The organism is Metabacillus sp. KJ11-3 (assembly GCF_055808295.1).
Genome location: NZ_CM147865.1, coordinates 1,008,526 through 1,035,386 on the forward strand (window position 1 = coordinate 1,008,526; position 26,861 = coordinate 1,035,386).

Annotated in this window: 31 protein-coding genes and 2 pseudogenes; 27 read left to right on the plus strand and 6 right to left on the minus strand. The window is 35.0% G+C overall.

The annotated features are described in order from the left end of the window. Nucleotides 1-50 precede the first annotated feature (50 nt). From AC0L8O_RS05135 to AC0L8O_RS05185, 11 genes and pseudogenes are all read left to right on the plus strand, one after another. Entirely contained in the window at nt 51-317 is a 267-nt protein-coding gene (locus AC0L8O_RS05135; RefSeq protein ID WP_026558655.1) for an IreB family regulatory phosphoprotein, read from the plus strand. Nucleotide 318: 1 nt separating this feature from the next. Beyond that, nucleotides 319-734 (plus strand): annotated as a pseudogene (gene ruvX, locus AC0L8O_RS05140) (Holliday junction resolvase RuvX). A gap of 29 nt (nt 735-763) precedes the next feature. After that, on the plus strand, nt 764-1,048 hold the full coding sequence (locus AC0L8O_RS05145) for a DUF1292 domain-containing protein (protein ID WP_026558657.1): 285 nt from the start codon (nt 764-766) through the stop codon (nt 1,046-1,048). A 151-nt stretch (nt 1,049-1,199) separates the two neighbouring features. Further along, nucleotides 1,200-2,324, plus strand: coding sequence for an endolytic transglycosylase MltG (mltG, locus tag AC0L8O_RS05150; RefSeq protein ID WP_473446850.1), 1,125 nt, complete (start codon nt 1,200-1,202; stop codon nt 2,322-2,324). Nucleotides 2,325-2,549: 225 nt separating this feature from the next. Next, nucleotides 2,550-3,197 (plus strand): O-methyltransferase, encoded by a 648-nt coding sequence (locus AC0L8O_RS05155; protein WP_473446852.1) that lies wholly within the window; start codon nt 2,550-2,552, stop codon nt 3,195-3,197. A gap of 15 nt (nt 3,198-3,212) precedes the next feature. Then, on the plus strand, nt 3,213-4,145 hold the full coding sequence (locus tag AC0L8O_RS05160) for a peptidase U32 family protein (protein ID WP_473446853.1): 933 nt from the start codon (nt 3,213-3,215) through the stop codon (nt 4,143-4,145). Nucleotides 4,146-4,181: 36 nt separating this feature from the next. Then, on the plus strand, nt 4,182-5,450 hold the full coding sequence (locus AC0L8O_RS05165) for a peptidase U32 family protein (RefSeq protein ID WP_473446854.1): 1,269 nt from the start codon (nt 4,182-4,184) through the stop codon (nt 5,448-5,450). A gap of 5 nt (nt 5,451-5,455) precedes the next feature. Further along, entirely contained in the window at nt 5,456-6,091 is a 636-nt protein-coding gene (gene udk / locus AC0L8O_RS05170; RefSeq protein WP_473446855.1) for a uridine kinase, read from the plus strand. Nucleotides 6,092-6,361: 270 nt separating this feature from the next. Further along, nucleotides 6,362-6,835: a transcription elongation factor GreA gene (gene greA, locus AC0L8O_RS05175; RefSeq protein WP_026558663.1), complete on the plus strand. Its 474-nt coding sequence runs from the start codon at nt 6,362-6,364 to the stop codon at nt 6,833-6,835. 111 nt (nt 6,836-6,946) lie between these two features. Then, a complete protein-coding gene (locus AC0L8O_RS05180; protein WP_473446856.1) occupies nt 6,947-8,707 on the plus strand; it encodes a peptidoglycan D,D-transpeptidase FtsI family protein in 1,761 nt (586 codons plus the stop codon). 110 nt (nt 8,708-8,817) lie between these two features. Next, the gene (locus AC0L8O_RS05185) at nt 8,818-9,504 is read left to right on the plus strand and encodes a YrrS family protein (protein WP_473446857.1); all 687 of its coding nucleotides are present in this window, start codon (nt 8,818-8,820) and stop codon (nt 9,502-9,504) included. A gap of 155 nt (nt 9,505-9,659) precedes the next feature. Here AC0L8O_RS05185 and AC0L8O_RS05190 read toward each other — a convergent pair whose 3' ends face one another. Further along, the gene (locus AC0L8O_RS05190) at nt 9,660-9,866 is read right to left on the minus strand and encodes a DUF2536 family protein (protein WP_473448674.1); all 207 of its coding nucleotides are present in this window, start codon (nt 9,864-9,866) and stop codon (nt 9,660-9,662) included. 159 nt (nt 9,867-10,025) lie between these two features. Here AC0L8O_RS05190 and mtnN point away from each other — a divergent pair, with 159 nt between their 5' ends. Together mtnN and AC0L8O_RS05200 are read left to right on the plus strand one after the other, a co-directional pair. After that, nucleotides 10,026-10,718, plus strand: a complete 693-nt coding sequence (gene mtnN, locus AC0L8O_RS05195; protein ID WP_026558667.1) for a 5'-methylthioadenosine/S-adenosylhomocysteine nucleosidase — start codon at nt 10,026-10,028, stop codon at nt 10,716-10,718. Between the two features lie 149 nt (nt 10,719-10,867). Further along, complete coding sequence (locus AC0L8O_RS05200; protein ID WP_473446859.1) at nt 10,868-11,101, plus strand: YrhC family protein; 234 nt, start codon at nt 10,868-10,870, stop codon at nt 11,099-11,101. Nucleotides 11,102-11,885: 784 nt separating this feature from the next. Here AC0L8O_RS05200 and sigK read toward each other — a convergent pair. Next, nucleotides 11,886-12,611, minus strand: a complete 726-nt coding sequence (gene sigK / locus AC0L8O_RS05205) for an RNA polymerase sporulation sigma factor SigK (protein WP_026558669.1) — start codon at nt 12,609-12,611, stop codon at nt 11,886-11,888. A 233-nt stretch (nt 12,612-12,844) separates the two neighbouring features. On the opposite strand from sigK, the gene AC0L8O_RS05210 reads away from it, so the two are divergent. Further along, complete coding sequence (locus AC0L8O_RS05210; protein WP_198025657.1) at nt 12,845-13,000, plus strand: hypothetical protein; 156 nt, start codon at nt 12,845-12,847, stop codon at nt 12,998-13,000. A 232-nt stretch (nt 13,001-13,232) separates the two neighbouring features. On the opposite strand, the gene sda is transcribed toward AC0L8O_RS05210, so the two are convergent. Further along, the gene (gene sda / locus AC0L8O_RS05215; protein WP_026558670.1) at nt 13,233-13,373 is read right to left on the minus strand and encodes a sporulation histidine kinase inhibitor Sda; all 141 of its coding nucleotides are present in this window, start codon (nt 13,371-13,373) and stop codon (nt 13,233-13,235) included. 393 nt (nt 13,374-13,766) lie between these two features. On the opposite strand from sda, the gene AC0L8O_RS05220 reads away from it, so the two are divergent. The 8 genes and pseudogenes from AC0L8O_RS05220 (at nt 13,767) to AC0L8O_RS05255 (ending at nt 18,789) form a co-directional block, all read left to right on the plus strand. Continuing rightward, nucleotides 13,767-14,282, plus strand: a complete 516-nt coding sequence (locus AC0L8O_RS05220) for a YqeG family HAD IIIA-type phosphatase (protein WP_473446860.1) — start codon at nt 13,767-13,769, stop codon at nt 14,280-14,282. A 3-nt stretch (nt 14,283-14,285) separates the two neighbouring features. Beyond that, nucleotides 14,286-15,392, plus strand: a complete 1,107-nt coding sequence (yqeH, locus tag AC0L8O_RS05225; RefSeq protein ID WP_473446861.1) for a ribosome biogenesis GTPase YqeH — start codon at nt 14,286-14,288, stop codon at nt 15,390-15,392. 16 nt (nt 15,393-15,408) lie between these two features. Next, nucleotides 15,409-16,251 carry a shikimate dehydrogenase gene (aroE, locus tag AC0L8O_RS05230; RefSeq protein WP_473446862.1) on the plus strand — a complete coding sequence of 281 codons (843 nt, stop codon included), beginning with the start codon at nt 15,409-15,411 and terminating at the stop codon, nt 16,249-16,251. Beyond that, nucleotides 16,245-16,538: a ribosome assembly RNA-binding protein YhbY gene (gene yhbY / locus AC0L8O_RS05235; protein WP_473446863.1), complete on the plus strand. Its 294-nt coding sequence runs from the start codon at nt 16,245-16,247 to the stop codon at nt 16,536-16,538. The genes aroE and yhbY overlap by 7 nt, the downstream gene beginning before the upstream one ends. Nucleotides 16,539-16,541: 3 nt before the next feature. Next, nucleotides 16,542-17,129 carry a nicotinate-nucleotide adenylyltransferase gene (locus tag AC0L8O_RS05240; protein WP_473448677.1) on the plus strand — a complete coding sequence of 196 codons (588 nt, stop codon included), beginning with the start codon at nt 16,542-16,544 and terminating at the stop codon, nt 17,127-17,129. Beyond that, nucleotides 17,119-17,690 (plus strand): annotated as a pseudogene (gene yqeK, locus AC0L8O_RS05245) (bis(5'-nucleosyl)-tetraphosphatase (symmetrical) YqeK). Before AC0L8O_RS05240 ends, yqeK begins: the two are co-directional and overlap by 11 nt. Then, on the plus strand, nt 17,690-18,046 hold the full coding sequence (gene rsfS / locus AC0L8O_RS05250) for a ribosome silencing factor (RefSeq protein ID WP_078432402.1): 357 nt from the start codon (nt 17,690-17,692) through the stop codon (nt 18,044-18,046). Before yqeK ends, rsfS begins: the two are co-directional and overlap by 1 nt. Further along, a complete protein-coding gene (locus AC0L8O_RS05255; protein ID WP_473446864.1) occupies nt 18,043-18,789 on the plus strand; it encodes a class I SAM-dependent DNA methyltransferase in 747 nt (248 codons plus the stop codon). The genes rsfS and AC0L8O_RS05255 overlap by 4 nt, the downstream gene beginning before the upstream one ends. Before the next feature lie 74 nt (nt 18,790-18,863). Here the strand turns inward: AC0L8O_RS05255 and comER are convergent, their stop codons facing one another. Next, complete coding sequence (comER, locus tag AC0L8O_RS05260) at nt 18,864-19,697, minus strand: late competence protein ComER (protein ID WP_473446865.1); 834 nt, start codon at nt 19,695-19,697, stop codon at nt 18,864-18,866. A 180-nt stretch (nt 19,698-19,877) separates the two neighbouring features. Between comER and AC0L8O_RS05265 the strand changes: the two genes are divergently transcribed. From AC0L8O_RS05265 to AC0L8O_RS05275, 3 genes are all read left to right on the plus strand, one after another. After that, entirely contained in the window at nt 19,878-20,507 is a 630-nt protein-coding gene (locus AC0L8O_RS05265) for a helix-hairpin-helix domain-containing protein (protein ID WP_473446866.1), read from the plus strand. Between the two features lie 83 nt (nt 20,508-20,590). Further along, on the plus strand, nt 20,591-21,148 hold the full coding sequence (locus AC0L8O_RS05270; RefSeq protein ID WP_473446867.1) for a ComE operon protein 2: 558 nt from the start codon (nt 20,591-20,593) through the stop codon (nt 21,146-21,148). Nucleotides 21,149-21,231: 83 nt separating this feature from the next. After that, the gene (locus AC0L8O_RS05275) at nt 21,232-23,556 is read left to right on the plus strand and encodes a DNA internalization-related competence protein ComEC/Rec2 (RefSeq protein ID WP_473446868.1); all 2,325 of its coding nucleotides are present in this window, start codon (nt 21,232-21,234) and stop codon (nt 23,554-23,556) included. Nucleotides 23,557-23,605: 49 nt separating this feature from the next. Here the strand turns inward: AC0L8O_RS05275 and AC0L8O_RS05280 are convergent, their stop codons facing one another. After that, entirely contained in the window at nt 23,606-23,740 is a 135-nt protein-coding gene (locus tag AC0L8O_RS05280; RefSeq protein WP_078432397.1) for a YqzM family protein, read from the minus strand. A gap of 359 nt (nt 23,741-24,099) precedes the next feature. Here AC0L8O_RS05280 and holA point away from each other — a divergent pair, with 359 nt between their 5' ends. After that, the gene (gene holA / locus AC0L8O_RS05285; protein WP_473446869.1) at nt 24,100-25,122 is read left to right on the plus strand and encodes a DNA polymerase III subunit delta; all 1,023 of its coding nucleotides are present in this window, start codon (nt 24,100-24,102) and stop codon (nt 25,120-25,122) included. Nucleotides 25,123-25,208: 86 nt separating this feature from the next. On the opposite strand, the gene rpsT is transcribed toward holA, so the two are convergent. Then, a complete protein-coding gene (rpsT, locus tag AC0L8O_RS05290; RefSeq protein ID WP_078432395.1) occupies nt 25,209-25,475 on the minus strand; it encodes a 30S ribosomal protein S20 in 267 nt (88 codons plus the stop codon). Nucleotides 25,476-25,733: 258 nt separating this feature from the next. Here rpsT and gpr point away from each other — a divergent pair, with 258 nt between their 5' ends. Further along, a complete protein-coding gene (gpr, locus tag AC0L8O_RS05295) occupies nt 25,734-26,843 on the plus strand; it encodes a GPR endopeptidase (protein WP_473446870.1) in 1,110 nt (369 codons plus the stop codon). Nucleotides 26,844-26,861: the final 18 nt, after the last annotated feature.

The window sequence follows — 26,861 nt, forward strand, 5'->3', positions numbered from 1 at the left end:
AGATAGGACAAGCAGATTCCCATTATGAATCTGAGAAAGAGGTGCGAACGGTGAGTTCATTTGATAAAACAATGAAATTCAACTTTTCTGATGAAACGGTCGAAACGAATGTAAACGAAGTTCTTTATACTGTATACGATGCGTTACAGGAAAAAGGGTATAATCCTATAAACCAAATTGTAGGATATTTACTTTCTGGTGATCCTGCCTACATTCCACGACATCGTGATGCCCGGAATTTAATTCGCAAGCTTGAGAGAGATGAATTAATTGAGGAGCTAGTTAAGTCTTACTTACAAAAAAACCGAGAGGCATAATATGCGAATACTAGGATTAGATTTAGGCTCCAAAACACTTGGAGTCGCAGTGAGTGATGAACTGGGCTGGACTGCTCAGGGAATTGAAACGATTAAAATTAATGAGGAAAGTCGAGACTATCAATTAGGAAGGCTTTCTGATATTATCGAACAGCACAGCGTAGAGAAAATTGTACTCGGTATGCCCAAAAATATGAATGGAACCATAGGCCCAAGAGCTGAAGCAAGTCAAAGGTTTTCTGAAATATTGACAAAAAAGTTTAATCTTCCTGTAATTTTATGGGACGAACGCTTAACCACAATGGCAGCCGAGAAAATGCTGATTTCTGCTGACGTTAGCCGAAAAAAAGAAAGCAAGTCATTGATAAGATGGCAGCAGTGATGATCTTGCAGGGCTATTTAGATAGTCTAAACTAGAAAGACAAAACAAATCATGAGGTGAAAACATGGATCACGGAGAAAAACAAATTACAGTTATCGATGAAAACGGAAATGAACAATTATGTGAAGTATTATTCACTTTTGAATCTGAAGAATTCAAAAAATCATATGTACTTTATTACCCGGTTGGAGCAGATGAAGATGATAATGAAGAAATTGAAATTCATGCTTCAAGCTTTAATCCACACGCGAATGGTGAAGATGGAGAATTAGAGCCGGTTGAAACAGATGAAGAGTGGGATTTAATTGAAGAAATGTTAAACACATTTCTTGACGAAGAGGAAGAATAAGAACGAACGAAAAGGTGCAAGGGAGAACATCTCCTTTGCACCTTTTTTCCTTTCCGGTACAAAAGTAGGTGTGATTTCCATAAATCATGTAATTTATTGCCGAATCGTCCAGAACATTGTAGTATAATAATGGGGTGAAAGGGGGATATATATGTCTGAAGATCCGAAAAAGGATACATTCCGTAAAAACCTAATGCAAAAACAAAGTGAGGCAAAGGTAGTTAGAAGAATTGTATTAACCGTTTTTATTATTCTTATTATTGCTTTTTCAGGAATAATCGGAGGCGGTTATCTATATATAAAATCTTCTCTAGAACCAGTAGATCCTAATGATCAGACAGCAATAGAAGTCACAATACCAATTGGTTCATCTGTATCAGCTATCTCAAGAATTCTGGAAGAGCATGACATTATTAAGGATGACCGGGTATTTAAGTATTATATAAAGTTTAAAAATGAGTCAGGCTTCCAAGCTGGAGATTATAAATTAAACAAATCTATGACTTTTAAGGACATTATTACAAGTCTTAAAGAAGGAAAATTGCTAAGTGAAGCAGCCTTTCAGATTACAATCCCAGAAGGTCGACAATTAACCGAGATTGCGTCAATTATTGCAAATCATACTGATTTTGAGGAAACAGAGATTCTTGCAACATTAACAGATAAAGAATTTATTAACTCGATGAAAGCAAAATACCCTGATCTTTTAACAGATGATATTTATGGGGAAAATGTGAAATATGCTCTTGAGGGATATTTGTTTCCGGCAACTTATCCATATTACAAAGAAAAACCAACCATTGAAGAAGTGATAGAACCAATGGTGAAAAAAACAAGCGAGATTGTAGCAAAGTATATTCCAAAGCTTCAGGAACAAAAAATGAGTGTCCATGAATTCGTTACAATGGCTTCGCTTATTGAAGAAGAAGCGACAGAAAAAGCAGATCGCGAAAAGATCTCAAGTGTCTTTTATAACCGAATTGACGTAAATATGCCTTTACAAACAGATCCAACCGTTTTATATGCGTTGGGAGAACACAAAGATCGAGTATTATATGAAGATCTTGAAGTGAAATCTCCGTATAATACGTATCAAAATAAGGGACTTCCACCAGGACCGATTGCTAATGCAGGTGAAGTTTCATTTGTGGCAGCTCTAGCTCCCGAAGATACAGATTTCTTATATTTCCTTGCAACAGGTGATGGAGAAGTTATCTTTACAAAAACACTCGAAGAGCATAATAAAGCTAAAAGTAAATATATTACAAACAACTAAATGTCGTTTTTAGAAATAAGAAAGGGAACGCAGTTATTCTATTCGCATTCCCTTTCTTGTTGTGGTAAAATATATCGAGTTGTTAGTTGGACGACGATTTTTATAATTTTTGAACAAGAGTTCTCTATGAATGAGGCTCTTCTTTTTAGTGTTTACCATTTGTGATTTAATGTAAGCAAAAGAAACTTAGGTTTATGATTGCAATACATGAACAGGAGGGCAATCATGTTAGATCAAGATGTTATTACGTATGTAGAAAATTTAATACCGAAATCATCACCCTACATTAAGCAAATGGAAGAGTTTGCGAAACAACATGAAGTGCCAATAATGGAGAAGGTTGGTATTGAGGTTTTGCTTTTACTTTTATCCATGCAGCAGCCAAAGAGAATTTTTGAAATTGGAACAGCGATTGGTTATTCAGCCATTAGAATGGCGGCACATTTGCCCCAAACTCAAATTGTTACGGTTGAGCTTGATGAGGAACGGTATCACCAAGCGAACAAACATATCCATGAATTAGGTTTAGAAAACAAAATTAAAACCTTTTTAGGTGATGCTCTTTCTATTTCAGAAGAAGTCAAACAATATGGACCATTTGACGCGTTATTTATAGATGCTACAAAAGCAAAATATAAGAAGTTTTTTGCATTATATGAACCAATGTTGGCTGAAGATGGCATTATCTATTCAGATAACGTGTTATTTAAAGGAACTGTTGCCCGAGATCGTTCAGAACTTAAAACGAGAAGGCAGCGTACTCTTGTTCGAAAGCTGGATGAGTATAATCAAATGCTTTCAACTTTAGAAGGATATCATACAACGATTATACCTGTTGGCGATGGAATTGCAGTAACAAAGAAAATGAAATAAACGAGGTGTGAAAAAATGCAAAAACCAGAATTGTTAGTTACACCTAAATCAGTAAACGATGTTCTTCCATTGATTGAAGCTGGTGCAGATGCGTTTATGATTGGAGAACAAAGATTTGGGCTGCGCCTTGCAGGAGAATTCTCAAGAGACCAAGTGAAACAAGCAATAGAAATTGCTCATCATCATAATAAAAAAGTATATGTTGCCATGAATGCTATTTTCCATAACGAAGCAATCGAAGATATAGAAAACTATTTATCCTTTTTAACAAAAGTAAGTCCTGACGCAGTTGTGTTTGGTGATCCGGCTGTTTTAATGGCAGCAAAAGAAGTGGCACCTGATTTAAACCTTCATTGGAACACTGAAACAACAGCAACAAACTGGTATACATGCAATTATTGGGGGAGAAAAGGTGCAAAGCGTGCAATACTAGCACGTGAATTAAGTATGGATTCCATTATTGAAACAAAAGACCATGCAGAGGTTGAAATTGAGGTACAGGTACACGGGATGACATGCATGTTCCAATCCAAGCGCACACTTTTAGGTAATTATTTTGAGTATCAAGGTAAGGCATTAAAAGTGGAAAACCGTACAGATACCAAGGAAATGATGTTTTTATTTGATCCTGAAAGGGATAATAAATATCCAATCTTTGAAGATGTGAATGGAACACATATTATGAGTCCAAATGATATCTGTATCATTGATGAGCTTGGAGATATGATTGACGCAGGAATTGACTCCTTCAAGATTGATGGAGTATTACAAACATCAGACTATATTATAGAGGTCACAAAAAAGTATAGAAAAGCGATCGATCTTTATGTTGAGGACAATGCGAAGTACGAAGAAGCAAAAGATGTACTTTTAGAAGAAATCGAAAACATACAAGCGAAGAACCGCTCTTTAGATACAGGCTTTTTCTTTAAAGAAACCGTTTATTAATTTGAATAGTTGTAGTGCAAAAAGGGAGTGAAAAAAGTGACGACAGTTATAGATAAAATATCTACAATCATCGATGGAAAACGTGTAATAACGAAGAAGCCAGAGTTATTAGCTCCAGCAGGAAATTTAGAAAAGTTGAAAATTGCCGTTCATTATGGTGCGGATGCTGTATTTATTGGAGGTCAGGAATATGGTCTTCGTTCAAATGCCGGTAATTTTTCTTTAGAGGAAATGGCAGAAGGTGTACAATTCGCTGATAAATATGGAGCGAAAATCTATGTTACAACTAATATTTTTGCACATAATGAAAACATGGACGGACTTGATGAATATTTAATAGGATTACAGAATGCAGGTGTAACAGGAATTATTGTTGCTGACCCGCTTATCATCGAAACATGCCGTCGTGTGGCACCGAAACTTGAAGTTCATTTAAGTACACAGCAATCTCTTTCAAACTGGAAAGCTGTCCAGTTTTGGAAGGAAGAAGGATTAGAGCGTGTCGTTTTAGCTCGTGAAACAAGTGCTGAGGAAATAAAGGAAATGAAAGAAAAGGTTGATATTGAGATTGAAGCCTTTATCCATGGTGCAATGTGTATTGCTTATTCCGGACGTTGTACATTAAGTAACCATATGACTGCACGTGACTCAAACCGCGGCGGTTGCTGTCAGTCATGTCGTTGGGACTATGACTTGTTTAAGCTTGAAAACAATCAAGAAGTGGCTTTATTCAATGAAGATGATGCATCGTTTGCAATGAGTCCGATGGATTTAAATTTAATTGAATCTATTCCTAAAATGATTGAACTTGGAATTGACAGTTTAAAGATTGAAGGAAGAATGAAATCAATTCACTATATTGCTACAGTTGTGAGTGTCTATCGTAAAGTCATTGATGCTTACTGTGCTGATCCTGAGAACTTTGAGATAAACCCTGAATGGTTAAAAGAACTTAGTAAATGTGCTAACCGAGAAACAGCTTCTGCCTTTTTTGAAGGAGTTCCTGGCTATAAACAACAAATGTTTGGCGAGCATAGTAAGAAAACCGAGTATGATTTTGCCGGACTTGTATTAGATTATAACAAAGATACACAAATGGTTACCCTGCAGCAACGTAACCACTTTAAAATAGGTGAAACAGTTGAATTCTTTGGTCCGGAAATCGAGAACTTTACACAAACAATTGAGAAGATTTGGGATGAAGATGGAAAAGAGCTAGATGCAGCTCGCCATCCACTACAAATTGTGACTTTTAAAGTAGATAAACCCGTCTTCGTAAACAACATGATGCGAAAGGGGTTCTAAAAATAATGGCGAAGAATCCGGTTGTAATAGGGGTTGCTGGAGGTTCAGGCTCAGGAAAAACAAGCGTGACAAAGGCAATTTACGAGCATTTTAAAGGTCATTCAATCTTAATGCTGGAACAGGATTTTTATTATAAAGATCAAAGTCATCTGCCATTTGAGCAGAGGTTAAATACAAATTATGACCATCCCCTTGCATTTGATAATGATTTATTAATTGAACATTTAAATGCATTAATGAAACATAATTCAATTGAAAAACCAGTTTATGATTATACATTGCATACTAGATCTGAAGATGTTATTATCGTGGAACCAAAAGATGTTATTATTCTTGAAGGTATCCTCATCTTAGAAGACGAGCGCTTACGTGAATTAATGGATATCAAACTATTTGTTGATACAGATGCTGATTTACGAATTATTCGTAGAATTCTTCGTGATATCAAAGAAAGAGGCCGTTCAATTGATTCGGTTATTGAACAATACATTTCAGTTGTAAGGCCAATGCATAACCAATTTATCGAGCCTACAAAGAGATATGCTGATATTATTATCCCTGAAGGTGGGCAAAATCACGTTGCAATTGACTTAATGGTAACAAAAATTCAAACAATTCTTGAACTAAATGCAATTTTGTAATAACATAGCATAGATAAAGTCTACTGTGATCATATTATGTATAAGTAATAAATATTATCTAGCTTTCTTTAAAAGCATCGTTTATATAAAATAGCGGGGCACATTGTTGCCCTTACTTTTTACATACTATGATAAACGATAAAGGGTTAAAAGCTTAAAAATTTTTTACTTAATCATGTAAATGTTTAGTTAATACATAAGCAAAAGGGTAAAGAATAGCATGAATGACTCAGTACGACCGGGAAGTCTACTAGAAGGAGTGGAATAAACATGGCACAAGAAAAAGTTTTTCCAATGACTAGAGAAGGTAAAGAAAAGCTCGAACAGGAGCTTGAATATTTGAAAACGGTTAAACGTAAAGAAGTTGTAGAGAGAATAAAAATCGCGCGTAGCTTCGGAGATCTTTCTGAGAACTCTGAGTATGATTCAGCGAAAGAAGAACAAGCATTTGTTGAAGGGCGAATTACAACCTTAGAAAATATGATTCGTAATGCAAAAATAATTGAGGGTGAAGCTGATACAAGTTCAGTATCACTTGGACGTACAGTTACTTTTACTGAGCTTCCAGATGGCGATGAAGAAACATACACAATTGTAGGTAGTGCCGAGGCAGATCCATTTGAAGGTAAAATCTCGAATGATTCTCCAATTGCTAAAAGTTTACTTGGTAAAAAAGTAGGAGATGAAGTAACAGTTCAAACACCTGGTGGAGAAATGCTTGTGAAAATTGTGAATATTAGTTAATAAAATGTTTATATCAGAAACACCTCGTCAAAAATGATGACGAGGTGTTTCTTTTTTATTCCTCTTTTCGAGGAATAATAAGGGAAAGATCGGACCTCAATGGAGGGAACGATGTTACAAAATAAGAGATTTATTTTCTTTGGTATTATGTATTTAGTGGTATTAACATTCTTTTTATATCGCTTAGCAGATATTCAATTAATAAATACAGAATCCTTTTCTAAAAAAGGTGTTAATCTTGTGCAGGAGAGTGTTAATCAAAGAACACAAGAAGTCATGATTGATGATGGACGGGGACGTTTTGTTGATAAAAATGGTGATCCGCTTCAAAAACAGGCAGAACCCTCATTGGTTCTTTTTCCATTTTTAAAGGAGACGAAGTGGCCTTCTGAGGACCTTTCAAGAATTGTTGGAATTTCCAGTAATAAATTACAAGGATTAGTTAGTGACACGAAAGAGCCGATCGTGTTATCAAGTAAAGATGGTGTTTCATTAACAGCATCAGAACTTGAAAAAATTAATGAACTAGAAATTCCTGGCGTTTTCGGTATTTATCAGCAAACAAAGTTAGACGAGACAATAGGAGAACATGTTATTGGGATCGTTGGTGAAAATGCAGAGGCATTAAGAGTGAAATACCCTGACCGTACAGACTTATCCTACAAAACAAAAATTGGTGTGACCGGGCTTGAAGAAGCATTTGATGAATTTTTGTTACCAGATGCAGAAACAAAGCTGCTTTATCATGTAGATGGAGACGGCCATCCTCTATTTGGTATTAACGTCAAATATATTGCTGACTCAAATCCATTTTATCCTGTAACAGTTGAAACAACAATTGATAAGGAAGTACAAACAATGGCTGAAGATGTGTTAGAACAACAAAATATTGAGAAAGGGGGACTTGTTTTACTTGATATAGAAAATAATGAAGTATTAGCAATGGCTAGTAAACCAAGTTTAAATCGATCTGATTCAAGAACACTATCAAATCAAATGCTTCAGCCCCTTTTTCCAGGTTCTATTTTTAAAACAGTCATTTCTGCTGCAGCTATCGAATATGGTTTAGATGATCCTACAAGACAGTTTAACTGCAGTTTAAACTTACACGGTGAAGCAGATGGCGGACAAGATGATGGACAACTTACCTTTGAAAGAAGCTTTGCGAAAAGCTGTAATTACACATTTACAACATTAGCTAGAGAATTAATGGAGAAAGATCAACATGTTATTGAAGATACAGCAAGCAAAATGGGCTTAATCAATCCCGTCGGATGGACTGGTGAAGTATTCCATTATGAAAACTTTAAGCAATTTCCCGATGAAAAAACAGGTAATATTTGGAGTGATGATAAAGATAAACATGTCCTTAGAGCTATTGATCAAACCGCTATTGGGCAAAAAGATGTAAAAGTTACCCCTCTTTCTATTGCAAATATGATGGCAACTATAGCAAGAGGCGGACATAAACAACAAGTGAAAATCGTAAAAAATATATTATATAAAAATGGAACCAAAATGTATTCATTTACGTCTAATTCTTTAGAAGGAGATACCATATCTCCCATGACAGCTGCTAAGCTTCAAAAGCTGCTCAGATTGGTTGTGACAGATTCTGAGGGGACAGGAAGAAGGTTTCAAACATCTCCTATGGAGGTATCAGGTAAATCAGGGACTGCTCAAACAGGTAAATCAAATGAAAATGATCAAACGTTGTATAATAAGTGGTTTGCTGGTTATTTTCCATCAGGTCAACCAAAATATGCATTAGTAGTTGTGGAGATGGATACAACCAGTGCTGAGGCTGGTACTAATGCCGCTTTTTATGATATTGTAAATGAAATGTCTAAAATTGACGAACGAAAAAACTAGTTTAGGTGTAGTAATCTTTTCAATTAGGATTTATGATACGACTAGATAGAAAATCTTCGAAATGCTAGAATGAAGACTGAAGGTATAGGGATAAAAAGGAGTGTAGGGCATTGAGTAATAATCAATTTAGCACCTCTCGTTATGAAAAAAGAGATAAAAAAAGAAAAACGAATATTGTGTTAAACGCATTAATAGGGATTGTGCTGGTTCTAATATTTGTGATAGGATCACAACTTATCCTTGGGGCAAATCAATCTGAAAAAACAGCAAAATATAATGAACAGCCTGATATAAAACTTGCAAGTGATGAAGAAAGTTCCAAAGAGCCTGCAGCTGAAACCGATGAAAATGATGAAGCAGAAGTAGAGCATGATGAAGCTTCTAAAGACCAAGGGGAAGAAGGTTCTGAGGAAACAGAGAACAATGATACCGCTGAGAAAGAAAGTACAGAAGATCCTTTTGAGCAAGCAACGATTACTGAAGGAGAGCCTGGTTCAGGTGTTGCTGAAACAATTGAAAATCCAGCATGGGAGCCTGTAGGTACCTCACAATCTGAGCCTCATTCAGCAAAATATGATAAGAATTCACAGGATTGGAAAGAAATGACAAAAGCTCTTAGTTATGCAACCGGAATTCCTGAAGCAGAAATGATTATTTGGCGCCTTGAAAATAATGGTAGCCCGAATGATGCAGTAGGTACGATCTCACCTAAAGATCAATCTGCAAAATATAAAGTATATATTACCTGGGTTGAGAATCAAGGTTGGATGCCAACGAAAATTGAAAAACAAAGTTAAATAAACTAGGAGCTTTTACGTTTAATACGTAGAAGCTCCTTTTTTCAAGGTAAGAAAGGATAAAGTTTTATACTAAGTTTTAGTCCAGCTCCAGTGCCTAGTCCCCAAGCACAGGACGTGCAAGTATCGTCGTGGAGATGCACATTTATTATGTTCTAGATTTTGGCCTTAAAGTGAACGACAGCACTATATATTCTTTTGCCTTCTTCCGTAACAAACATCTGATGGGAAACAGAATGCACATGTAACAAAATAGCCTGGTTATTTACGATTTGATCATTTATCTTTTTTTCTAGGTCTTTAATAGATGTTGCTTCAAAAAATTCAACTTTGTCTTTTAATAAGTCTAAATAAAAATCCATGTTCGACACCTCAATATCTTTTTCTTTATTAAATACTAACAAAACATACATGTAAGTCAATTAACCTTGCGTTGAACAAATGAAATAGGTAAACTTCTATGTGGAGATAGAAAGAGATAACTTGAATGTACAAAGATACATATGAAAGGATTGAGTAAGATGAAAATTGCCATTATTGGAGCAATGGAAGAGGAAGTAACAATCTTAAGAGATAAATTGGATAATCGGGAGCAAGAAATAATTGCTGGAAGTGAATTTACTACTGGTATATATAATGGAGTTGACATCATTCTCCTTAAGTCTGGTATTGGAAAGGTTAATGCTGCTCTTAGTTCCACATTATTATTAGACCGCTATAAACCTGACTACGTAATTAACACCGGTTCTGCTGGTGGATTCCATTCGTCACTGAATGTAGGTGATGTTGTTATTAGCTCTGAAGTACGCCACAATGATGTGGATGTAACAGCATTTGGCTATGAATATGGACAAGTACCGGGATTACCTGCAGCCTTTACTCCAGATCAAAAGCTTGTGGAAATTGCTGTGAGAAAAGCTGAAGAAATTACCGATATTCAAGTAGCTAAAGGGTTAATCGTGACAGGTGATTCATTTTTAAATGATCCTGTTAAAGTAGATTTTATACGAAGTAAGTTTCAAGACCTTTATGCAGGTGAAATGGAAGCAGCAGCAATTGCACAAGTTTGTCATCAATTTGAAGTACCATTTGTGATCATTAGAGCGTTATCAGACATCGCTGGTAAAGAATCAAATGTTTCATTTGATCAATTTTTAGACCAAGCAGCTAAACATTCAGCTGACTTAGTTTTGAAAATTGTTGAAGCGATCTAAATTTTCAAAATGACTTTAATCGTTGAGCAAGCTCTCAACCATTTGAGTCATTATGTAAAAAATTATCCCACCTTTGGGTTAATTTACTTGGTTAATAGTCTGCTAGGCTGTGTTATGGTTTATATATAACACATTTAGTAGGTGATTATATGAGTAAAAAAGCATTACAAACGTTAGTAACAGATTTTAAAAATTATGCATTTGTTCTTTTAGCAGCAAGCGTATTTTTATATATAGGTGTCGTTTTGCCGGATCAAGGAAAGCATGCTATGTATGATATTGTTTTAATGATTACGACCATACTATTTTTAATTGGAGCTTTTGGAAGCTTCAGAATGTCGTTAAAATATAAGAAACAATTAAATGAAACAGAAAACAAATAAATATGTTAAAAACCAATTTCATTTATATGAGATTGGTTTTTTTATTGATATAAAGCTAATCCTAATTGTCTGAATATATAAACTTTTTATTGTGTATTTACATAATTGGAAATCGTGGATATAATTACCATTGTGATAGTAAATAATAAAAGGAGGTCGAAGGACATGAACATGCTAACAAATTCACATAACAACAACTTAATCATTCTTATCGACCGAAATGGTGTATCTTAATTTATTTACTTAAATTGATTGTATTATGATCAGCAAAACACACGCCTCGGGATGATTTGAATCCTTGTGGCGTATTATATGGTTATTTAAACACGCTGCAGGTTGCCCTGTGGCGTGTTTTGTTTTTTTAGTCATTAAGAGATCACATCACAAAGATTATTCATGAATCCTCTAAGGATTTGGCAGCCTGATAAGGTGTTAAATAACTTAAAGGAGGTGATACACATGACAATTAACTTATTCTTTATTACGCTGACACTTTCTGTTTCTAAAAAAAGAAAACCAAAACGGATATACAACATGATCAAGAGATCCAAAAAAGAATGGAAGAAGTAAAAACGAAGCAATTTGAGAACTTTCACAACATGTAAATGATGTTAAATTTTAAAATACCGGAGGCGATGAATATGTTAAAAATCGAATTACTGCTACATTTAATTGTTGAGAAGGACACTGCCTAGCCAAGTTCAATAGAAGAGTGAATTGCAAGAAAAGGTGAAAGAAGGACACAATTGAATGTGTCCTTCTTCTATTAAGTATTATTTAAGTATTATTTTTCTTTTAACCGATTTCGCTTTTCCTTTTCTGCACGATAAAACTCATGAAACATTTTCATTAAGGCGCGTTTTTCAATTCTTGATACATAGCTTCTTGAAATACCGAGTTCTTTTGCGATCTCACGCTGTGTCTTTTCTTTCTTTAAATCAAGTCCAAATCTTCCGACAATGACTTCTTTTTCCCTACCATCCAGTATATCAATGTATTCCTTAACTTTTTCCAATTCCATATTTAACTGAATAGTGTCAATTACATCTTCGTTTTCAGATTTTAGAACATCAATTAAACTGATTTCATTTCCTTCTTTATCTTGACCGATAGGGTCATGTAAAGAGACATCTTTTTTAGTCTTTTTTAAGGCACGTAAATGCATAAGGATTTCATTTTCGATACAACGCGCAGCATAAGTAGCAAGTTTTGTTCCTTTACCTTGTGAATAGCTTTCAATCGCTTTAATTAACCCGATTGTTCCGATCGATATTAAGTCTTCAGAATCTTCACCGGTATTTTCAAACTTTTTCACAATATGAGCAACGAGTCGCAAGTTATGTTCAATTAGCAAGTTCCTAGCATACTCATCACCTTCAGACATTTTTTGTAGATACTTTTTTTCGTCTGTAGCAGACAAAGGCTGTGGAAAGGCATTGTTCTTTACATAAGATACTAAGAACACTAATTCTTTTACAAAGAAGCCTAGTGCTGTTATGAGCCCTGTCATACCCCCACCTCCACTAAAAACATAATCTAGGCGCGTGCCTATAAGTCATGTGTATGTTGAAGAAAGCTTGTTTGTGTCTGTACCAATGAAAGTTATTCAGATTCTTTTCTTACACAACTATTTTATATTCTCACATTTGTGAGTTTTTTGGACGATGTAGGGTAACAGCCTACGCTTTTATTAGGTTACATACATAGTAATATAAAAAAGGGACTATTAAAGGAGGAAAACAGATGTATGGTTATTCACCATATGGACCAGCGCCATACCCGTATTACCCTGCAGCTGGTACGGCAGGGTATGGATATTGGTATGCGTTTATTGTAGTTTTGTTAATTTTGTTGCTTGTTATTGGTGGAGGTTATTATTATTACAATCATTTTCGTTAAATAAAAAATAACATGATAAAGCCTTCAAGAAGTTGCTGAAGGCTTTTATACTAAAGTTGATTGCTGGTTAATTTCTTGTCTGAAAGGAATTAAAGATAGTGGTGCTTCACAACAAATGGTATAATAACATTCACAAATTAGATCTTACATATAAAGCTAAAAGAGTAGTGTAAAAACAGAATGGACAAAGTATAAAGAATGAAAAAAAGCCGTCTGGCGACAGTGTTAAGCTTTAAGAAGAAGCTTTTAACACATGTCCCAAAGAACGGCGTTTAATTTCAATCATAATTAATTCTATAAAATCATCATTTAGTTTCATTTCGATCGCTTTAAAGTAAGATTCAATTAGTAGTTCGTCAGAAAGTTTACGCATATGAATGGCCAAGTACTTGGCTCTCCACCTCCTAACATTTTGTTATGGTCTTATACATGTTGATCTCGGATATAAGACATTAAAAAAATGTTATATTTTGTTATTAACTTAAATCTAACAGAAATCAAAAGTGAGAACAACCGTTCTGTTATCCACAATTAACAGTGGATAAATTGTGGGTATATTGTTTATAAGGTGATTAAAATGAGGTATTACAAGGTGGATATTGTGTATAATATTATCCACAAGTGTTGAAGGTGGTCGGAAATTGTCGAAAAGTTTTTGTGATTTTTTGTGTTGAATTTTCATATACTTTAATTTTGTTTTGAAAGAATGAAATAAATTCGATATGATGTAAGTTGGCAAAAAAATGATAATGAGGTGTTAAAACTCATGCTACAGTTATTTTTACCTGGAGATTATGTAAAAAGTATTTTTCATATATCTCCTATGAAATTAAAGGAAAGCGGAATAAAGGGTATTATTACAGATTTAGATAACACTCTTGTTGAATGGGATCGACCAGATGCTACCCCACAACTAATTGAGTGGTTTAAAGAAGTGAAGGACCTTGATATGAAAATAACCATTGTATCTAATAATAATGAATTACGTGTAAAAGCATTTTCAGAACCTCATAAAATTCCTTTTATCTATAAGGCTAGAAAACCAATGGGTAGAGCGTTTTTAAAAGCTGTTAAAGATATGAACTTGAAAAAAGAAGAGGTTGTTGTAATTGGAGATCAGCTTTTAACAGATGTATTAGGTGGAAATCGTAATGGATTTCAGACCATTTTGGTCGTTCCAGTTGCTTCTACAGATGGGTTTTTCACTAGAATAAACCGCAGAATTGAACGCAAGATAATGGCTAATTTGAAACGTAAAGGTATGATTCAATGGGAGGAATAAAACGTGTCTGAACAGCAATTTTCATGTATAGGGTGTGGTGTTTCGATTCAAACACAAGATCCTGACAAGCTTGGATATGCTCCAGTAAGTGCTTTAGAAAAAGAGGATATCATCTGTCAAAGGTGTTTCCGATTAAAAAATTATAATGAAATTCAGGATGTTTCACTAACAGATGATGACTTTTTAAAGATTTTACATGGTATTGGTGAAACAAAAGGATTAATTGTAAAAATTGTAGATATCTTTGATTTCAGTGGTAGTTGGTTACAGGGAATTCAACGATTTGTAAAAGGAAATCCAATTTTATTGATAGGGAATAAAAGCGATATTTTACCTAAATCAGTAAAAAAACAAAAGCTGATTAACTGGATGAAGAGAGAAGCAAAAGAGCTAGGGTTAAAACCGATTGATGTTTGTTTAGTAAGCTCAGCAAAAGGACATGGGATAAAAGAAGTGGCCGAATTAATTGATGAATATCGAAATGGACAAGATGTTTATGTTGTGGGTTGTACAAATGTAGGGAAATCAACATTTATAAATCGAATGATTAAAGAAGTTGCAGGCGTTAATGATGTTATTACAACATCACATTATCCGGGAACAACATTAGACTTAATTGAAATACCTCTGGACAATGGAGCTTCCTTGTATGACACACCTGGTATTATTAATCACCATCAGATGGCACACTTTGTTGATAAACGCGACCTAAAGCTATTAAGTCCTAAAAAGGAAATTAAACCAAAAGTATTCCAATTAAATGAACGACAAACCTTATATTTTGGCGGCTTGGCAAGATTGGATTATGTATCAGGTGAAAGAGAAGCACTCGTATGTTATATTCCAACTGAGCTGATTATTCACCGAACTAAACTGGAGAATGCTGATTCCCTTTATGAAAAACATGTCGGAGAACTTTTAACACCTCCAAGAAAAGATGATGTAGAATCGTTTCCGGAGTTAGTTCCTCATGAATTAACGATTCATGAAGGAAAAACAGATGTTGTCTTTTCAGGTTTAGGATGGGTTACAGTCAATAATCCTGGTAAAAAAATCGTTGCTTATGCTCCAAAAGGAGTAAATGTTACACTGAGAAAATCGCTAATTTAATTAGGGAGAGTTGAGGATGGGGAATTTATATGGACTGATTGGATGTCCGGTCGAGCATTCAATGTCACCGGCAATCCATAATGATGCTTTTAAAGAAAAAAACATGGAACATCATTACCATGCTTTTCATGTTGAACCCGAAGATTTAAAGGAATCTGTTAAAGCTTTAAAGTTATTAGGGGTTAAAGGATTTAATGTTACGATTCCACATAAGATTTCTATTATTCCATTCTTAGATGAACTGCATGAAACAGCAAAGATAGCAGGTGCAGTGAATACTGTAGTGAATGACAATGGTCGATTAATTGGACACAATACAGACGGAAATGGATATGTTGAATCTCTAAAAGAAATGATCAAAAAACCGATCTCAGATCATAAAATTCTAATTATTGGCGCTGGGGGTGCAGCAAGAGGGATATTTCTTGCTCTTACTCACCAAGGTTGTAGGGATATTGATATTTCTAACCGTACAATTTCAAAAGCTGAAGAGCTCATTCAAGAGTGTCCTTTTACGAATAATAGCAATGCGTTAACTATACAGGAAGCGGAGGGTGTTATTGAAAACTACGACATTATTATCCAAACAACTGCCGTCGGATTACATCCTCAGATCCATCAGAAACCTTTATCACTAAAAAATGCTAAAAAGACTGCAATTGTTAGTGATATCATTTATAACCCAATTTATACGGCTTTATTGATAGAAGCGGAGGAGCTTGGGTTAACTGTTCATACTGGTGTTGGTATGTTCGTACATCAAGCAGCTCTAGCTTTCAAGATATGGACAAAACAAGCTCCATCAATCGAAAAAATGACAAAAATTGTATATAACCAACTAGGAGGTACATCATGTTAACAGGAAAACAAAAACGCTTTTTGCGTTCAGAAGCTCATCACTTAAATCCAATTTTTCAGGTGGGTAAAGGTGGGGTCAATGAAAATATGATTAAGCAATTATCAGATGCGCTTGAAGCACGCGAGCTTTTTAAAGTGTCTGTGTTGCAAAATTGTGAAGATGATAAAAATACGGTGGCTGAAGAAATTGTTAATGGAACAGGTGCAGATCTTGTTCAAATTATTGGAAACACGATTGTAATATATAAAGAATCCAAAGAAAATAAACAAATTCGACTACCTAATTAACAAATAGGGGGGTATGAGGATGTCAAAAAAATAGGTATTTTAGGTGGTACCTTTGATCCGCCTCATCTTGGCCACCTATTAATTGCCAGTGAAGTACAGCATGCTCTTGCACTTTCAGAAATATGGTTTATTCCGAATCAAATTCCTCCTCATAAACAACTGGATCATTTTACTAACAGTGATCATCGGCTTAATATGATAAAAGTTGCTGTAAAGGATTACCCGGACTTTTCAGTTAATACAATTGAATTAGAACGGGAAGGACCATCTTATACATATGATACATTAAGATTGCTACGTGAAGAATTTCCTGAACATACGTTTTATTTTATCATTGGAGCAGATATGATTGAGTATTTGCCAAACTGGCATAAAATCGATGAAGTGATCAAATTGGTCACCTTTGTCGGTGTGAAGAGAAGTGGGTATCAAACAAACACACCTTATCCAGTACTGGAGGTTGAAATACCTCAGTTTGAGGTGTCTTCAACAATGTTAAGAGAACGATTCAGAAAAGGTGGAAATACAGAATTTCTTATACAGGATGATGTGAGAAGATATATTGAGGAGAATAAATTATATGGAACGTGAGGAAGCCTTAAAAATTGTAGCTGAACAAATAACAGAGCATCGATATGTTCATACACTAGGTGTGATGGAGACGGCTATCCGGCTTGCCAAGACATATGGGGGAGACGTCAAAAAGGCGGAACTGGCAGCCATATTTCATGATTACGCTAAATTTAGACCGAAAGAAGAAATGGAAAAAATCATTAAAGAACAGGATATGCCGGCAATTTTATTAAAGCATAATAGTGAGCTTTGGCACGCACCTGTTGGGGCATATCTAGTTAATAAAGAAGTAGGGATAAAGGATAAAGAAGTTTTACAGGCCATAAAATATCATACTTCCGGTCGGCCAAATATGACAATGCTTGAAAAAATCATTTATGTGGCAGACTATATAGAACCGGGAAGACATTTTCCAGGGGTAGAAGAAGTGAGAGAACTTGCAGAGACCAGCTTAAATCAAGCTCTTTTAAAATCTTTGCAAAATACAATGATATTTTTACTGAAAAAAATCATGCCGTATATCCGGACACGATAGAGACATACAATTCGTTAGTATTAAAAGGAGGAAAAACAAGTTAATGACTGGCAGAGATATTTTAACAATCGTAGCAAAAGCAGCTGATAGTAAACGTGCAGAGGATCTGGTTGCACTCAATATGGATGGGATTTCATTAATAGCTGATTATTTTCTTATTTGTCATGGTAACTCAGACAAACAAGTACAGGCCATTGCAAGAGAAATGAAAGAACAAGCTGAAGAAAACGGAATTCATGTAAGAAGACTTGAAGGGTTTGATGAGGCACGTTGGATATTGATCGACTTAGGTGATGTAGTGGCACATGTGTTTCATAAAGATGAGAGAAGTTACTATAATTTAGAACGTCTATGGGGAGATGCTCCTATTGAAGATCTTGTGAGTGAGCTTGAGCAATGATCTATCAAGGCTTCGCCTATATTTATGATCAGTTAATGAAGGATGCTCCCTATGAACAGTGGGTAAATATTATTGAAGAATCGATTTCGCTCTATCACACGGGGGCATCAACCTTATTAGATGTAGGTTGTGGAACAGGAGAAATTGCGGTTTTATTAGCAAATAAACAGCTGTCAGTAACAGGTGTTGATCTTAGCGAGGATATGTTAGCTGTCGCGCAGTCAAAAGCGGAAAAGAACAAAGCAAACATTTTATTTCTTCAGCAGGACATGCGACATTTAACGGATTTCCCTACCCCCTTTGATGTCATCACAATTTGTTGTGATTCCCTTAATTATTTAGAGACAGAACTGGATGTACAAGCAACGTTTGAAGCTGTGCATTCACAGCTTCAAAATGATGGATTATTTATTTTTGATATCCATTCACTACATAAAATTCACAATGTATTTGCAAATGCAACATTTACTGATCAAGATGAAGAGGTAAGTTTTATTTGGAATTCCTTTTTAGGTGATGAACCGAATAGTATTGAACATGATATGACTTTTTTTGTGAAAAGAGATGAATATTATGAACGCTATGATGAGCTTCACTATCAGCGTACCTTTTCTATCGAACAATATTCACTTTGGTTAAAAGGGGCCTCTTTTGAAATAGTAAACATTTGTGGAGACTTCGAATTAAATAAAGAGCCTAATGATATGACGGAGAGAGTATTTTTTATTTGTAAAAAAAGGTGAACTCATTTTAAGTGAGTTCACCTTTTTTAAAAAAATGTTAAATAAATAAAGGAGTTTATCATTCCTAAGTAGAATTACTTATTTGGTATTTTACTAAACTGCTCTGAAACTTCTACAAGATCTTCAGCGAATTTCTTATGTGTTGCTTGAAAAATTTTCTCAAACATATCACCAACATTTTCTTCAAGTACCTCTATTCCTTTTCCTGTTACTCCACCTTTTACACATACTTTCTCTTGTAAGGTAGGTAATGTGTATAATTCTGTTTCAAGTAATTTACCCATTCCAATAATCATTTCACTAGCTAATACAACTGCTTGATCTTTTGAAATATTCGTTTCTGCTACAGCCCCATCAACAAAACGTTGAAGAAGATAACTGAAAAATGCTGGGCCACAGCTAACAATGTCAGATGAAACCCTTGTAATATCATCTTCAATTTGAACAGGATTTGAAATTTGTTCAAAAAGCTCTTCGATGGTTCTTTGAGACTCTTTATGGCATGAGTTACCAAATGTGAGTAGGGAAACTCCTGAGAAAGCTCGATTTGTAATGCTAGGAATAGCACGGGCTACTTGACAATGAACAAGAGACTCTAACTGCTCAACACTTAATGGACTTGTTATTGATACGATACACTTGTTTGGTGTTAAAAGATGGTCCAGTTTTTTTAATAGGGGGTGTATATCCAATGGTTTAACACAAATAAAAACTAAATCAGACCTTTTCACAACTTCCTCAGCTGTTTCCATCACATTTGCCTTTGGATATATTTCTTTTATCACCTCTGCCTTTGTGATTGTTCGATTTGTCATATAAATGAATGAGGGCCTAATTGCACCCGACTCAACGAATGATTCAATAAGTATTCTCCCCATGTTCCCTGTTCCAACAAAACCTACATTCAAAGTATATCCCCTCCTTAGAATGCAATTCTCTCCTACACGATATGATATGAAATGTTATTTTATACTATCAGAAGTATAAAATTTTATTGATGATAGTATAAGAAAAACGAAGTCTTCACCATTAGGACTTGAAAATACAGAAAAATTTTCTAATGATTTATTAATAAGGAGTTTGAAATCGTGAATTTACAAATAAACAAAAAATGGATGATCATCATTTGTATAAGTGTGTTAATTGTTTGTTGTTTTTATTATTTTTACGCTATGGAACCTATGAAATCTGAAATAGTTAAGATAGAAGAAATGGACAAGAATGAATTTGAAGAAACCATTTCCTTAAATGAAAAGGAACCCGTTGATAATGGAGAGGAACGTACTTCAATTGTTATTGATATAAAGGGAGCTGTACTAAAACCGGGCGTTTATGAGGTTCCTCAGGATGCCAGAGTGTATGAGGCTATTCAAGAGGCGGGAGGATTAAGTGAAAAAGCTGATGAATTAGCCGTTAATTTAGCTTCACCCCTACAGGATGGAATGGTGGTTTATATCCCTATTAAAGGAGAAACAAAAGAAAATCCCTTTATCTCACAAAATGTTGCTGAAGACCCCTCTCAAAAAAAGGTGAATATTAATCTTGCAACTAGTGAGGAGCTTCAAACACTTACAGGAATAGGCCCTTCTAAAGCGGAGGCAATTATCTCTTATCGCGAGGAACAAGGGCCTTTCACAAAGATTGAAGACCTTCTCAAAGTAACTGGAATTGGAGACAAATCTTTTGAGAAATTACGTGAAGAAATTTCGGTTAAATGATTATTTAGGAAGTTTAAATTGACGAATATTTAGTATTGCAGATACACTATAGAAAGAAAAATGTCGAGTAGGGGGATAACATCATGGGCCGTATTTCATGGGATCAATATTTTATGTCTCAAAGCCATCTTTTGGCAATGAGAAGCACTTGTACAAGATTAGCTGTTGGAGCAACAATTGTTAGAGATAAACGTATTATTGCGGGAGGATATAATGGGTCAATTGCAGGAGGCGTACACTGTTCAGATGAGGGCTGTTATGTGATTGAGAATCATTGTGTAAGAACAATTCATGCAGAAATGAATGCTCTTTTGCAATGTGCGAAATTCGGAGTGCCGACAGCAGGCGCTGAAATTTATGTTACTCATTTTCCCTGCTTACAATGTTGTAAAGCACTAATTCAAGCAGGTATAAAAACCGTTTATTATGCAACTGATTATAAAAACCATCCTTATGCTATTGAACTTTTTGAACAGGCGGATGTCAAAATAGAATTTGTCAAATTTGAAAAGACAAAAAGTGAGGCTGATAAGGATAAAGATGAACTAATCTTAAATTTACTTAATAAGCTATCTGAATCAAATACAGATAATGATGTAGTACAAGCTCTTCGAAACAAGGCTGATCAATTACTGTCATAAGTAATTAAAGGTCAAGTAGAGCTGGAGTATTAGTCCTCCTTCTCTACTTGACTTAAACTTAACATAAAAATATTGTAGAGGTGTTGCATATTAAAGGTCAGTTACTTTTCTTCGCAATTTCTGCTTCCTTATCACTATCATTATGCCGTTTACAATTTCATCCGTTTTCTTTATGTTTCACTCTATTATTCCTTCTTTATATTTTACTTAAATTCAAACCTATTCACGTAATTCTTCATATTTTAACCATTCTTTTCTTTATTTTTCTTTATACAGTTACAGAAAAACATAATCAATCAAGTCTAACTGAAGGGGAGTATTTTACACTAGGTGAAATAATATCCATACCAAGTGTTGATGGAAACCAACTAAAGGGACTGATGAAAAATGAGGACAAAGAAAAGCTAACTTTTCAATATACGATAGAATCAATAGAGCAAAAAGAAGTGGTGGAAAAACTAAAGCCGGGTGATCAATGCGTTTTTAAAGGAGGGTTACATACACCAAAAGCAGCAACAATGCCAAACGCATTTGATTATAAGCAATACCTTCATGACCAACATATTCATTGGCAATATAAAGTCGAAAAAATTGAGAGATGTTATTCACCAAGACAGTTAAAAGTGGATACTTTTTTATTACAAATTCGATTGAAGGGGTTGGAATTAATTGAACTTCATTTTCCACCTTCATCAGAGGGAATTGTTCAAGCATTATTATTTGGTGAAAGGCAATTAATTGATGAGGAGGTTGAAAAAGGGTACCAATCCTTAGGTATTGTCCATTTACTTGCCATTTCCGGCCTTCATGTAGCTATATTAGTAGGTGGAGTATATTATGGTATGATTTATTGTGGAGTTACTCATGAAAGAGCGAGATTGATCTTGCTTGTATTATTGCCAATATATATGGTCATAACAGGTGGATCTCCCTCTGTTATTCGTGCATCTTTTATGGTAATACTTTATTTTCTTATTAAGATCTTCCGTTTAAAGATCCCGGCTATTGATGTCATAAGCTTTACTTGCTTATTTTTACTTATTTTTAATCCGTATTATCTATTTCAGGTGGGATTCCAATTATCTTTTGTTGTCAGTCTAGGTTTATTACTCTCTGCAAAGTTAATCAGTCAATATAAAAACTTTATAGTTGTATTAACCATCGTCTCATCCGTTGCACAACTTTGCTCTATACCACTTTTGTTATTCCATTTTTTTGAAGTTTCACTAATTAGTTTACCTTTAAATATGATGTTTGTTCCATTCTATTCATACCTTATTTTACCACTGTCAATTGCCGCTACTTTCTTCATCGTCGTTTTTCCTCCTTTCGGTACTATTTTTGTTTCGTTACTTGATAGTATTCTTTCATATTCACATCAATTTGTATTGTATGTGTTGCAATTGCCTTTTTCAACACTGGTAACTGGGAGACCGTCTATTATTTTTATCTTCTTATATTGTCTTGGAACATATTTTCTTCTTCTTAGAATAGAACAAAGAGTTACAATACATAAAATCTGTCATTCTGTAGGAATTTTAGTATTGTTATTTAGTTTTCAAGTTTCTTCATCTCATGTGAATCCATATGGGAAGGTTATGTTTATCGACATAGGACAAGGTGATTCAGTGTTAATACAATTGCCATTTAATAAGGGGGTTTTCCTGATTGACACAGGTGGGAGAATTTCTTTTCCGCAAGAAGAATGGGAAAAAACAAAAAGCACATATTCTCTTGTAAAAAACATAACAATACCGTATTTAAAATCAATTGGGATAACCAAAATAGATGGTCTATTTCTAACCCATGGTGATGTTGACCATATTGGTGAGGCGGTTGAACTCATAAATCAAATAAAGATTGAGGACCTGATTGTCCCGGAAGGGTTTGTAAGAGGTGATGTTGAAAAAAAGGTGATAGATATAGCGAATGAAAACAATATTAATGTGGAGGTTGTGAGGACCGGTGATCGGTTGATGTTTAATGATTTTCCTTTTTATATCGTATCCCCTCAGGAGCTAACTGACAGTAAAAATGATGATTCTCTTGTTTTGTGGACAGAATTAGGAGGAGTCGAGTGGTTATTTACAGGTGATGCTGAACATGGTAGTGAAGAAAAACTTCTTAGAAAATACCCGCGCATACAAGCTGATGTTCTAAAAGTTGGTCATCACGGGAGTAAGGGTTCAACATCTGAGCAGTTTCTAGATGCTTTATCACCCTCTGTAGCTGTTATTTCTGCAGGATATAACAACAGATATCAACATCCTCATCTTGAGGTAATTGAAAAACTAAAAAGTCGAGGTATTAAAATATATAGGACTGATTTACATGGAGGAATTTTATATGAATTTATTGGAACAAGTGGAACCTTTTCAATTCATCCTCCATATGATGAAGTAAAATAGAAAGAAAAAAGAGACTGCACGGAGCAGTCTCTTATGTAGTCATTCATAGTTATGTAGCAATTAGTTTTACAACAGTAGCAATAATGAAAATTGTCGCGAAGAATCCAAATGAGACAACAAATCCTACACCTGAATCGACAGCATCATTACGCTTACTTTGGACGTTCTTTTCAAATTCGTTCACGTTTACCCCTCCTATATCATATTTAGTATAAGCGATTACACTAAAAAAATCTACATTATCTTCTACTTAACAAAGGCTATTTCTTTCCAGTGTTGCCTTGATTACTCACAAATAATTTTAAATTGAATGGCTACACTATAGATAACATTGGGGCATCGTTTCGTATTCAGGTTACCTAGGCCCTGGATCGGAACGTTCATATAGATGAAAGGGGATCTGAGCTGTAATCTCAGGTCTCTTATACTTATTTTATAAAAAAAGCCTGGTAAATGCAAATAGAGTTTCCTTTTCATACTTGCCAAAGTGATGGTTTCATTTTACGATAAGTGAAGTGAAATGAACGATTGGAGAAAATAAAGATGATTTTTGATGTATGGAAGGATATCCAGAATAAGAAATTAAACCCCGTATATTTGCTTTTAGGAGAAGAGGCTTTTTTAATGCAAGAAACATTACGCTATATAGTTCAAGCTTCTTTACTTGAAGAGGAAAAAGATTTTAATTTATCTATATATGACATGGAGGATACGGCAATTGAAACAGCCATTGAGGATGCGGAAACTCTGCCCTTTATGGGAGAGCGCCGTGTTGTGATAATAAAAAATCCTGTATTTTTAACAAGTGAAAAAAAGAAGGAAAAAGTGGAACACCGTATTGAAAAACTTGAACAATACTTACATTCACCAGCGCCGTATACAGTTGTCGTATTTGTTGCGCCATACGAAAAGTTGGATGAGCGGAAAAAGATTACAAAGCTGTTAAAAAAGCAAGCGACAGTACTTGAAATGAAGTCACTTACCGATGCGGATACAAAAAAGTGGATGATAAATGTTGCTAGGGAAACACAAGTTGAATTAGAGGGAGATGCCGTTAATCAGCTGCTTTTATTAACAGCTGGGGACCTAATGGTCATTCATCAAGAGTTACAAAAACTCAGTACATATGTTGGAGAAGGTGGAATCGTTACAGTTGATACGGTTAATCTTCTTGTCGCCAGGACACTTGAGCAAAATATATTTGACTTAATTGATCATGTTATTCATAAAAGAAGCAAACATGCTTTGCAGATATTCTATGATCTTTTAAAAAACAATGAAGAACCAATTAAAATTCTATCTCTATTAGTTAATCAATTTCGCCTGATTTTACAGGTCAAGGAATTGTCTACTGTAGGATATGGTCAGCAGCAGATTGCAACAACTGTAAAAGTACACCCTTTCAGAGTCAAGCTTGCCTTACAACAAGCCAGGCTATTTCAAACGGAAGAATTGGCCAAGATATTAATGGAGTTGGCAGAAGCAGATTACGAAATGAAGACAGGGAAAAAAGATAAACAGCTACTATTGGAGCTATTTTTATTAAAGTTGTTTAATGAAACATAAAAAAACGATCCAAACCGGATCGTTTTTTGTTTGAGAAAGTTTTGATAGCAGGGACTTTAAAGCTCCTGCGTATTTTTCTCTTTAAATTATGCAGTTAATCCGTTAACACTTTTTGCTAAACGTGATTTGTAACGAGCAGCAGTGTTTTTGTGTACTAAACCGCTTTGTGCAGCTTTATCAATTTTGCTGTTTGCTTCAACTAGTGCAGTTTTTGCATTATCAGCATCGTTGTTTAAAACTAGTGCATCTACTTTTTTAATAGCAGAACGCATTGCTGATTTGATAGCAGAGTTATGTGCATTACGCTCATTGCTAGTTTTTACGCGTTTGATTGCAGATTTAATATTTGGCATATCTTTCACCTCCTAAGAAGTAAATCGAGATCTATAATACTCGATCATTTCCTTTACATGAACAAAAGATATTCTATCAAACAGCTACCTATATTGCAATACTAATGTAAAGGAAAATACATTGAAAGCCATTAAAATTTATTTATTTTGGATTCAAGTGGAATTGTTCCTTCCATTTTGAACAAATATTAGAGAATGTTTCCGTGTATAAATGGCAAGGCTAAAAAGTAGGAATAATGAAATGGGAGGTATTGAAAAATGGATAAGTCACTTGATTTAAGTAAATATTCGGTTCGTACAGACTTGGCAGTTGAAGCAAGGGCGATGGCACTTGAGCAGACAGAGGCTGAAAATACATCCAATATTAGCGGTGTTATTATAAAAGAGTGGGAGGAAGAGGGAGTAGGTCTTTCCTCATTGGAGATAGATGAACAGGGTTCTGAAATTGTTGGAAAAAAAGCAGGGAAATATTTAACTCTTGAAGTTCAAGGGATAAGACAAAAGGACACAGAGCTTCAAGAAAAAGTCATTGAAGTTTTTGCAAAACATTTCAGTCAGTTTATAACTGATTTAAATATACCTAAAGATGCAAGCTGTTTAGTCGTTGGACTCGGTAATTGGAATGTAACACCAGATGCTCTTGGTCCTCTTGCGGTAGAAAACCTTCTAATTACAAGACATTTATTTAAGCTTCAACCCGAGAATGTTGAAGAAGGGTTCCGGCCGGTTAGTGCTATAGCGCCAGGTGTTATGGGATTAACAGGTATTGAAACAAGTGACATTATTTCCGGTGTAATCGAGCAGTCAAAACCCGATTTTGTTATTGCTATTGATGCGTTGGCTGCCAGATCAATAGACCGTGTAAATACGACTATTCAAATCTCAGATACAGGTATCCACCCCGGGTCAGGAGTTGGGAATAAACGAAAGGCATTAAGCAAAGAAACTTTTGGCATCCCTGTAATTGCAATCGGTATCCCGACAGTAGTAGACGCTGTATCCATAACAAGTGATACGATCGATTATATCTTAAAGCATTTCGGTCGAGAAATGAACGAAGGTAACAGGCCGTCAAGGTCATTAACACCGGCAGGAATGAATTTTGGCGAACGACGTGTTTTAACAGATGAGGATTTACCAAGTGATGAACAACGCCAACAATTTTTAGGTATTGTCGGGGGCTTGGAGGATGATGAGAAGCGTAAGCTCATTCATGAAGTACTTGCACCTCTGGGACATAATTTAATGGTAACACCTAAAGAGGTGGATACATTTATCGATGACATGGCAAATGTTATCGCGAGTGGCTTAAACACAGCCCTTCATCAACAAGTGGATCAAAGCAATTCAGGCGGTTATACTCATTAATACGTTGTTCTATTTCCT

Excerpts from the sequence above, each read along its gene's own strand:
- mtnN (WP_026558667.1), top strand. The coding sequence starts at position 10,026 with ATGAAAATTGCCATTATTGGAGCAATGGAAGAGGAAGTAACAATCTTA.
- udk (WP_473446855.1), top strand. The coding sequence starts at position 5,456 with ATGGCGAAGAATCCGGTTGTAATAGGGGTTGCTGGAGGTTCAGGCTCA.
- sigK (WP_026558669.1), bottom strand. The coding sequence starts at position 12,611 with ATGACAGGGCTCATAACAGCACTAGGCTTCTTTGTAAAAGAATTAGTG.
- rsfS (WP_078432402.1), top strand. The coding sequence starts at position 17,690 with ATGACTGGCAGAGATATTTTAACAATCGTAGCAAAAGCAGCTGATAGT.
- AC0L8O_RS05255 (WP_473446864.1), top strand. The coding sequence starts at position 18,043 with ATGATCTATCAAGGCTTCGCCTATATTTATGATCAGTTAATGAAGGAT.
- holA (WP_473446869.1), top strand. The coding sequence starts at position 24,100 with ATGATTTTTGATGTATGGAAGGATATCCAGAATAAGAAATTAAACCCC.
- aroE (WP_473446862.1), top strand. The coding sequence starts at position 15,409 with ATGGGGAATTTATATGGACTGATTGGATGTCCGGTCGAGCATTCAATG.
- rpsT (WP_078432395.1), bottom strand. The coding sequence starts at position 25,475 with ATGCCAAATATTAAATCTGCAATCAAACGCGTAAAAACTAGCAATGAG.
- AC0L8O_RS05190 (WP_473448674.1), bottom strand. The coding sequence starts at position 9,866 with ATGGATTTTTATTTAGACTTATTAAAAGACAAAGTTGAATTTTTTGAA.
- sda (WP_026558670.1), bottom strand. The coding sequence starts at position 13,373 with ATGCGTAAACTTTCTGACGAACTACTAATTGAATCTTACTTTAAAGCG.
- AC0L8O_RS05200 (WP_473446859.1), top strand. The coding sequence starts at position 10,868 with ATGAGTAAAAAAGCATTACAAACGTTAGTAACAGATTTTAAAAATTAT.
- AC0L8O_RS05145 (WP_026558657.1), top strand. The coding sequence starts at position 764 with ATGGATCACGGAGAAAAACAAATTACAGTTATCGATGAAAACGGAAAT.
- AC0L8O_RS05160 (WP_473446853.1), top strand. The coding sequence starts at position 3,213 with ATGCAAAAACCAGAATTGTTAGTTACACCTAAATCAGTAAACGATGTT.
- AC0L8O_RS05270 (WP_473446867.1), top strand. The coding sequence starts at position 20,591 with ATGGGCCGTATTTCATGGGATCAATATTTTATGTCTCAAAGCCATCTT.
- AC0L8O_RS05210 (WP_198025657.1), top strand. The coding sequence starts at position 12,845 with ATGTATGGTTATTCACCATATGGACCAGCGCCATACCCGTATTACCCT.
- gpr (WP_473446870.1), top strand. The coding sequence starts at position 25,734 with ATGGATAAGTCACTTGATTTAAGTAAATATTCGGTTCGTACAGACTTG.
- AC0L8O_RS05220 (WP_473446860.1), top strand. The coding sequence starts at position 13,767 with ATGCTACAGTTATTTTTACCTGGAGATTATGTAAAAAGTATTTTTCAT.
- mltG (WP_473446850.1), top strand. The coding sequence starts at position 1,200 with ATGTCTGAAGATCCGAAAAAGGATACATTCCGTAAAAACCTAATGCAA.
- greA (WP_026558663.1), top strand. The coding sequence starts at position 6,362 with ATGGCACAAGAAAAAGTTTTTCCAATGACTAGAGAAGGTAAAGAAAAG.
- yhbY (WP_473446863.1), top strand. The coding sequence starts at position 16,245 with ATGTTAACAGGAAAACAAAAACGCTTTTTGCGTTCAGAAGCTCATCAC.
- AC0L8O_RS05180 (WP_473446856.1), top strand. The coding sequence starts at position 6,947 with ATGTTACAAAATAAGAGATTTATTTTCTTTGGTATTATGTATTTAGTG.
- AC0L8O_RS05155 (WP_473446852.1), top strand. The coding sequence starts at position 2,550 with ATGTTAGATCAAGATGTTATTACGTATGTAGAAAATTTAATACCGAAA.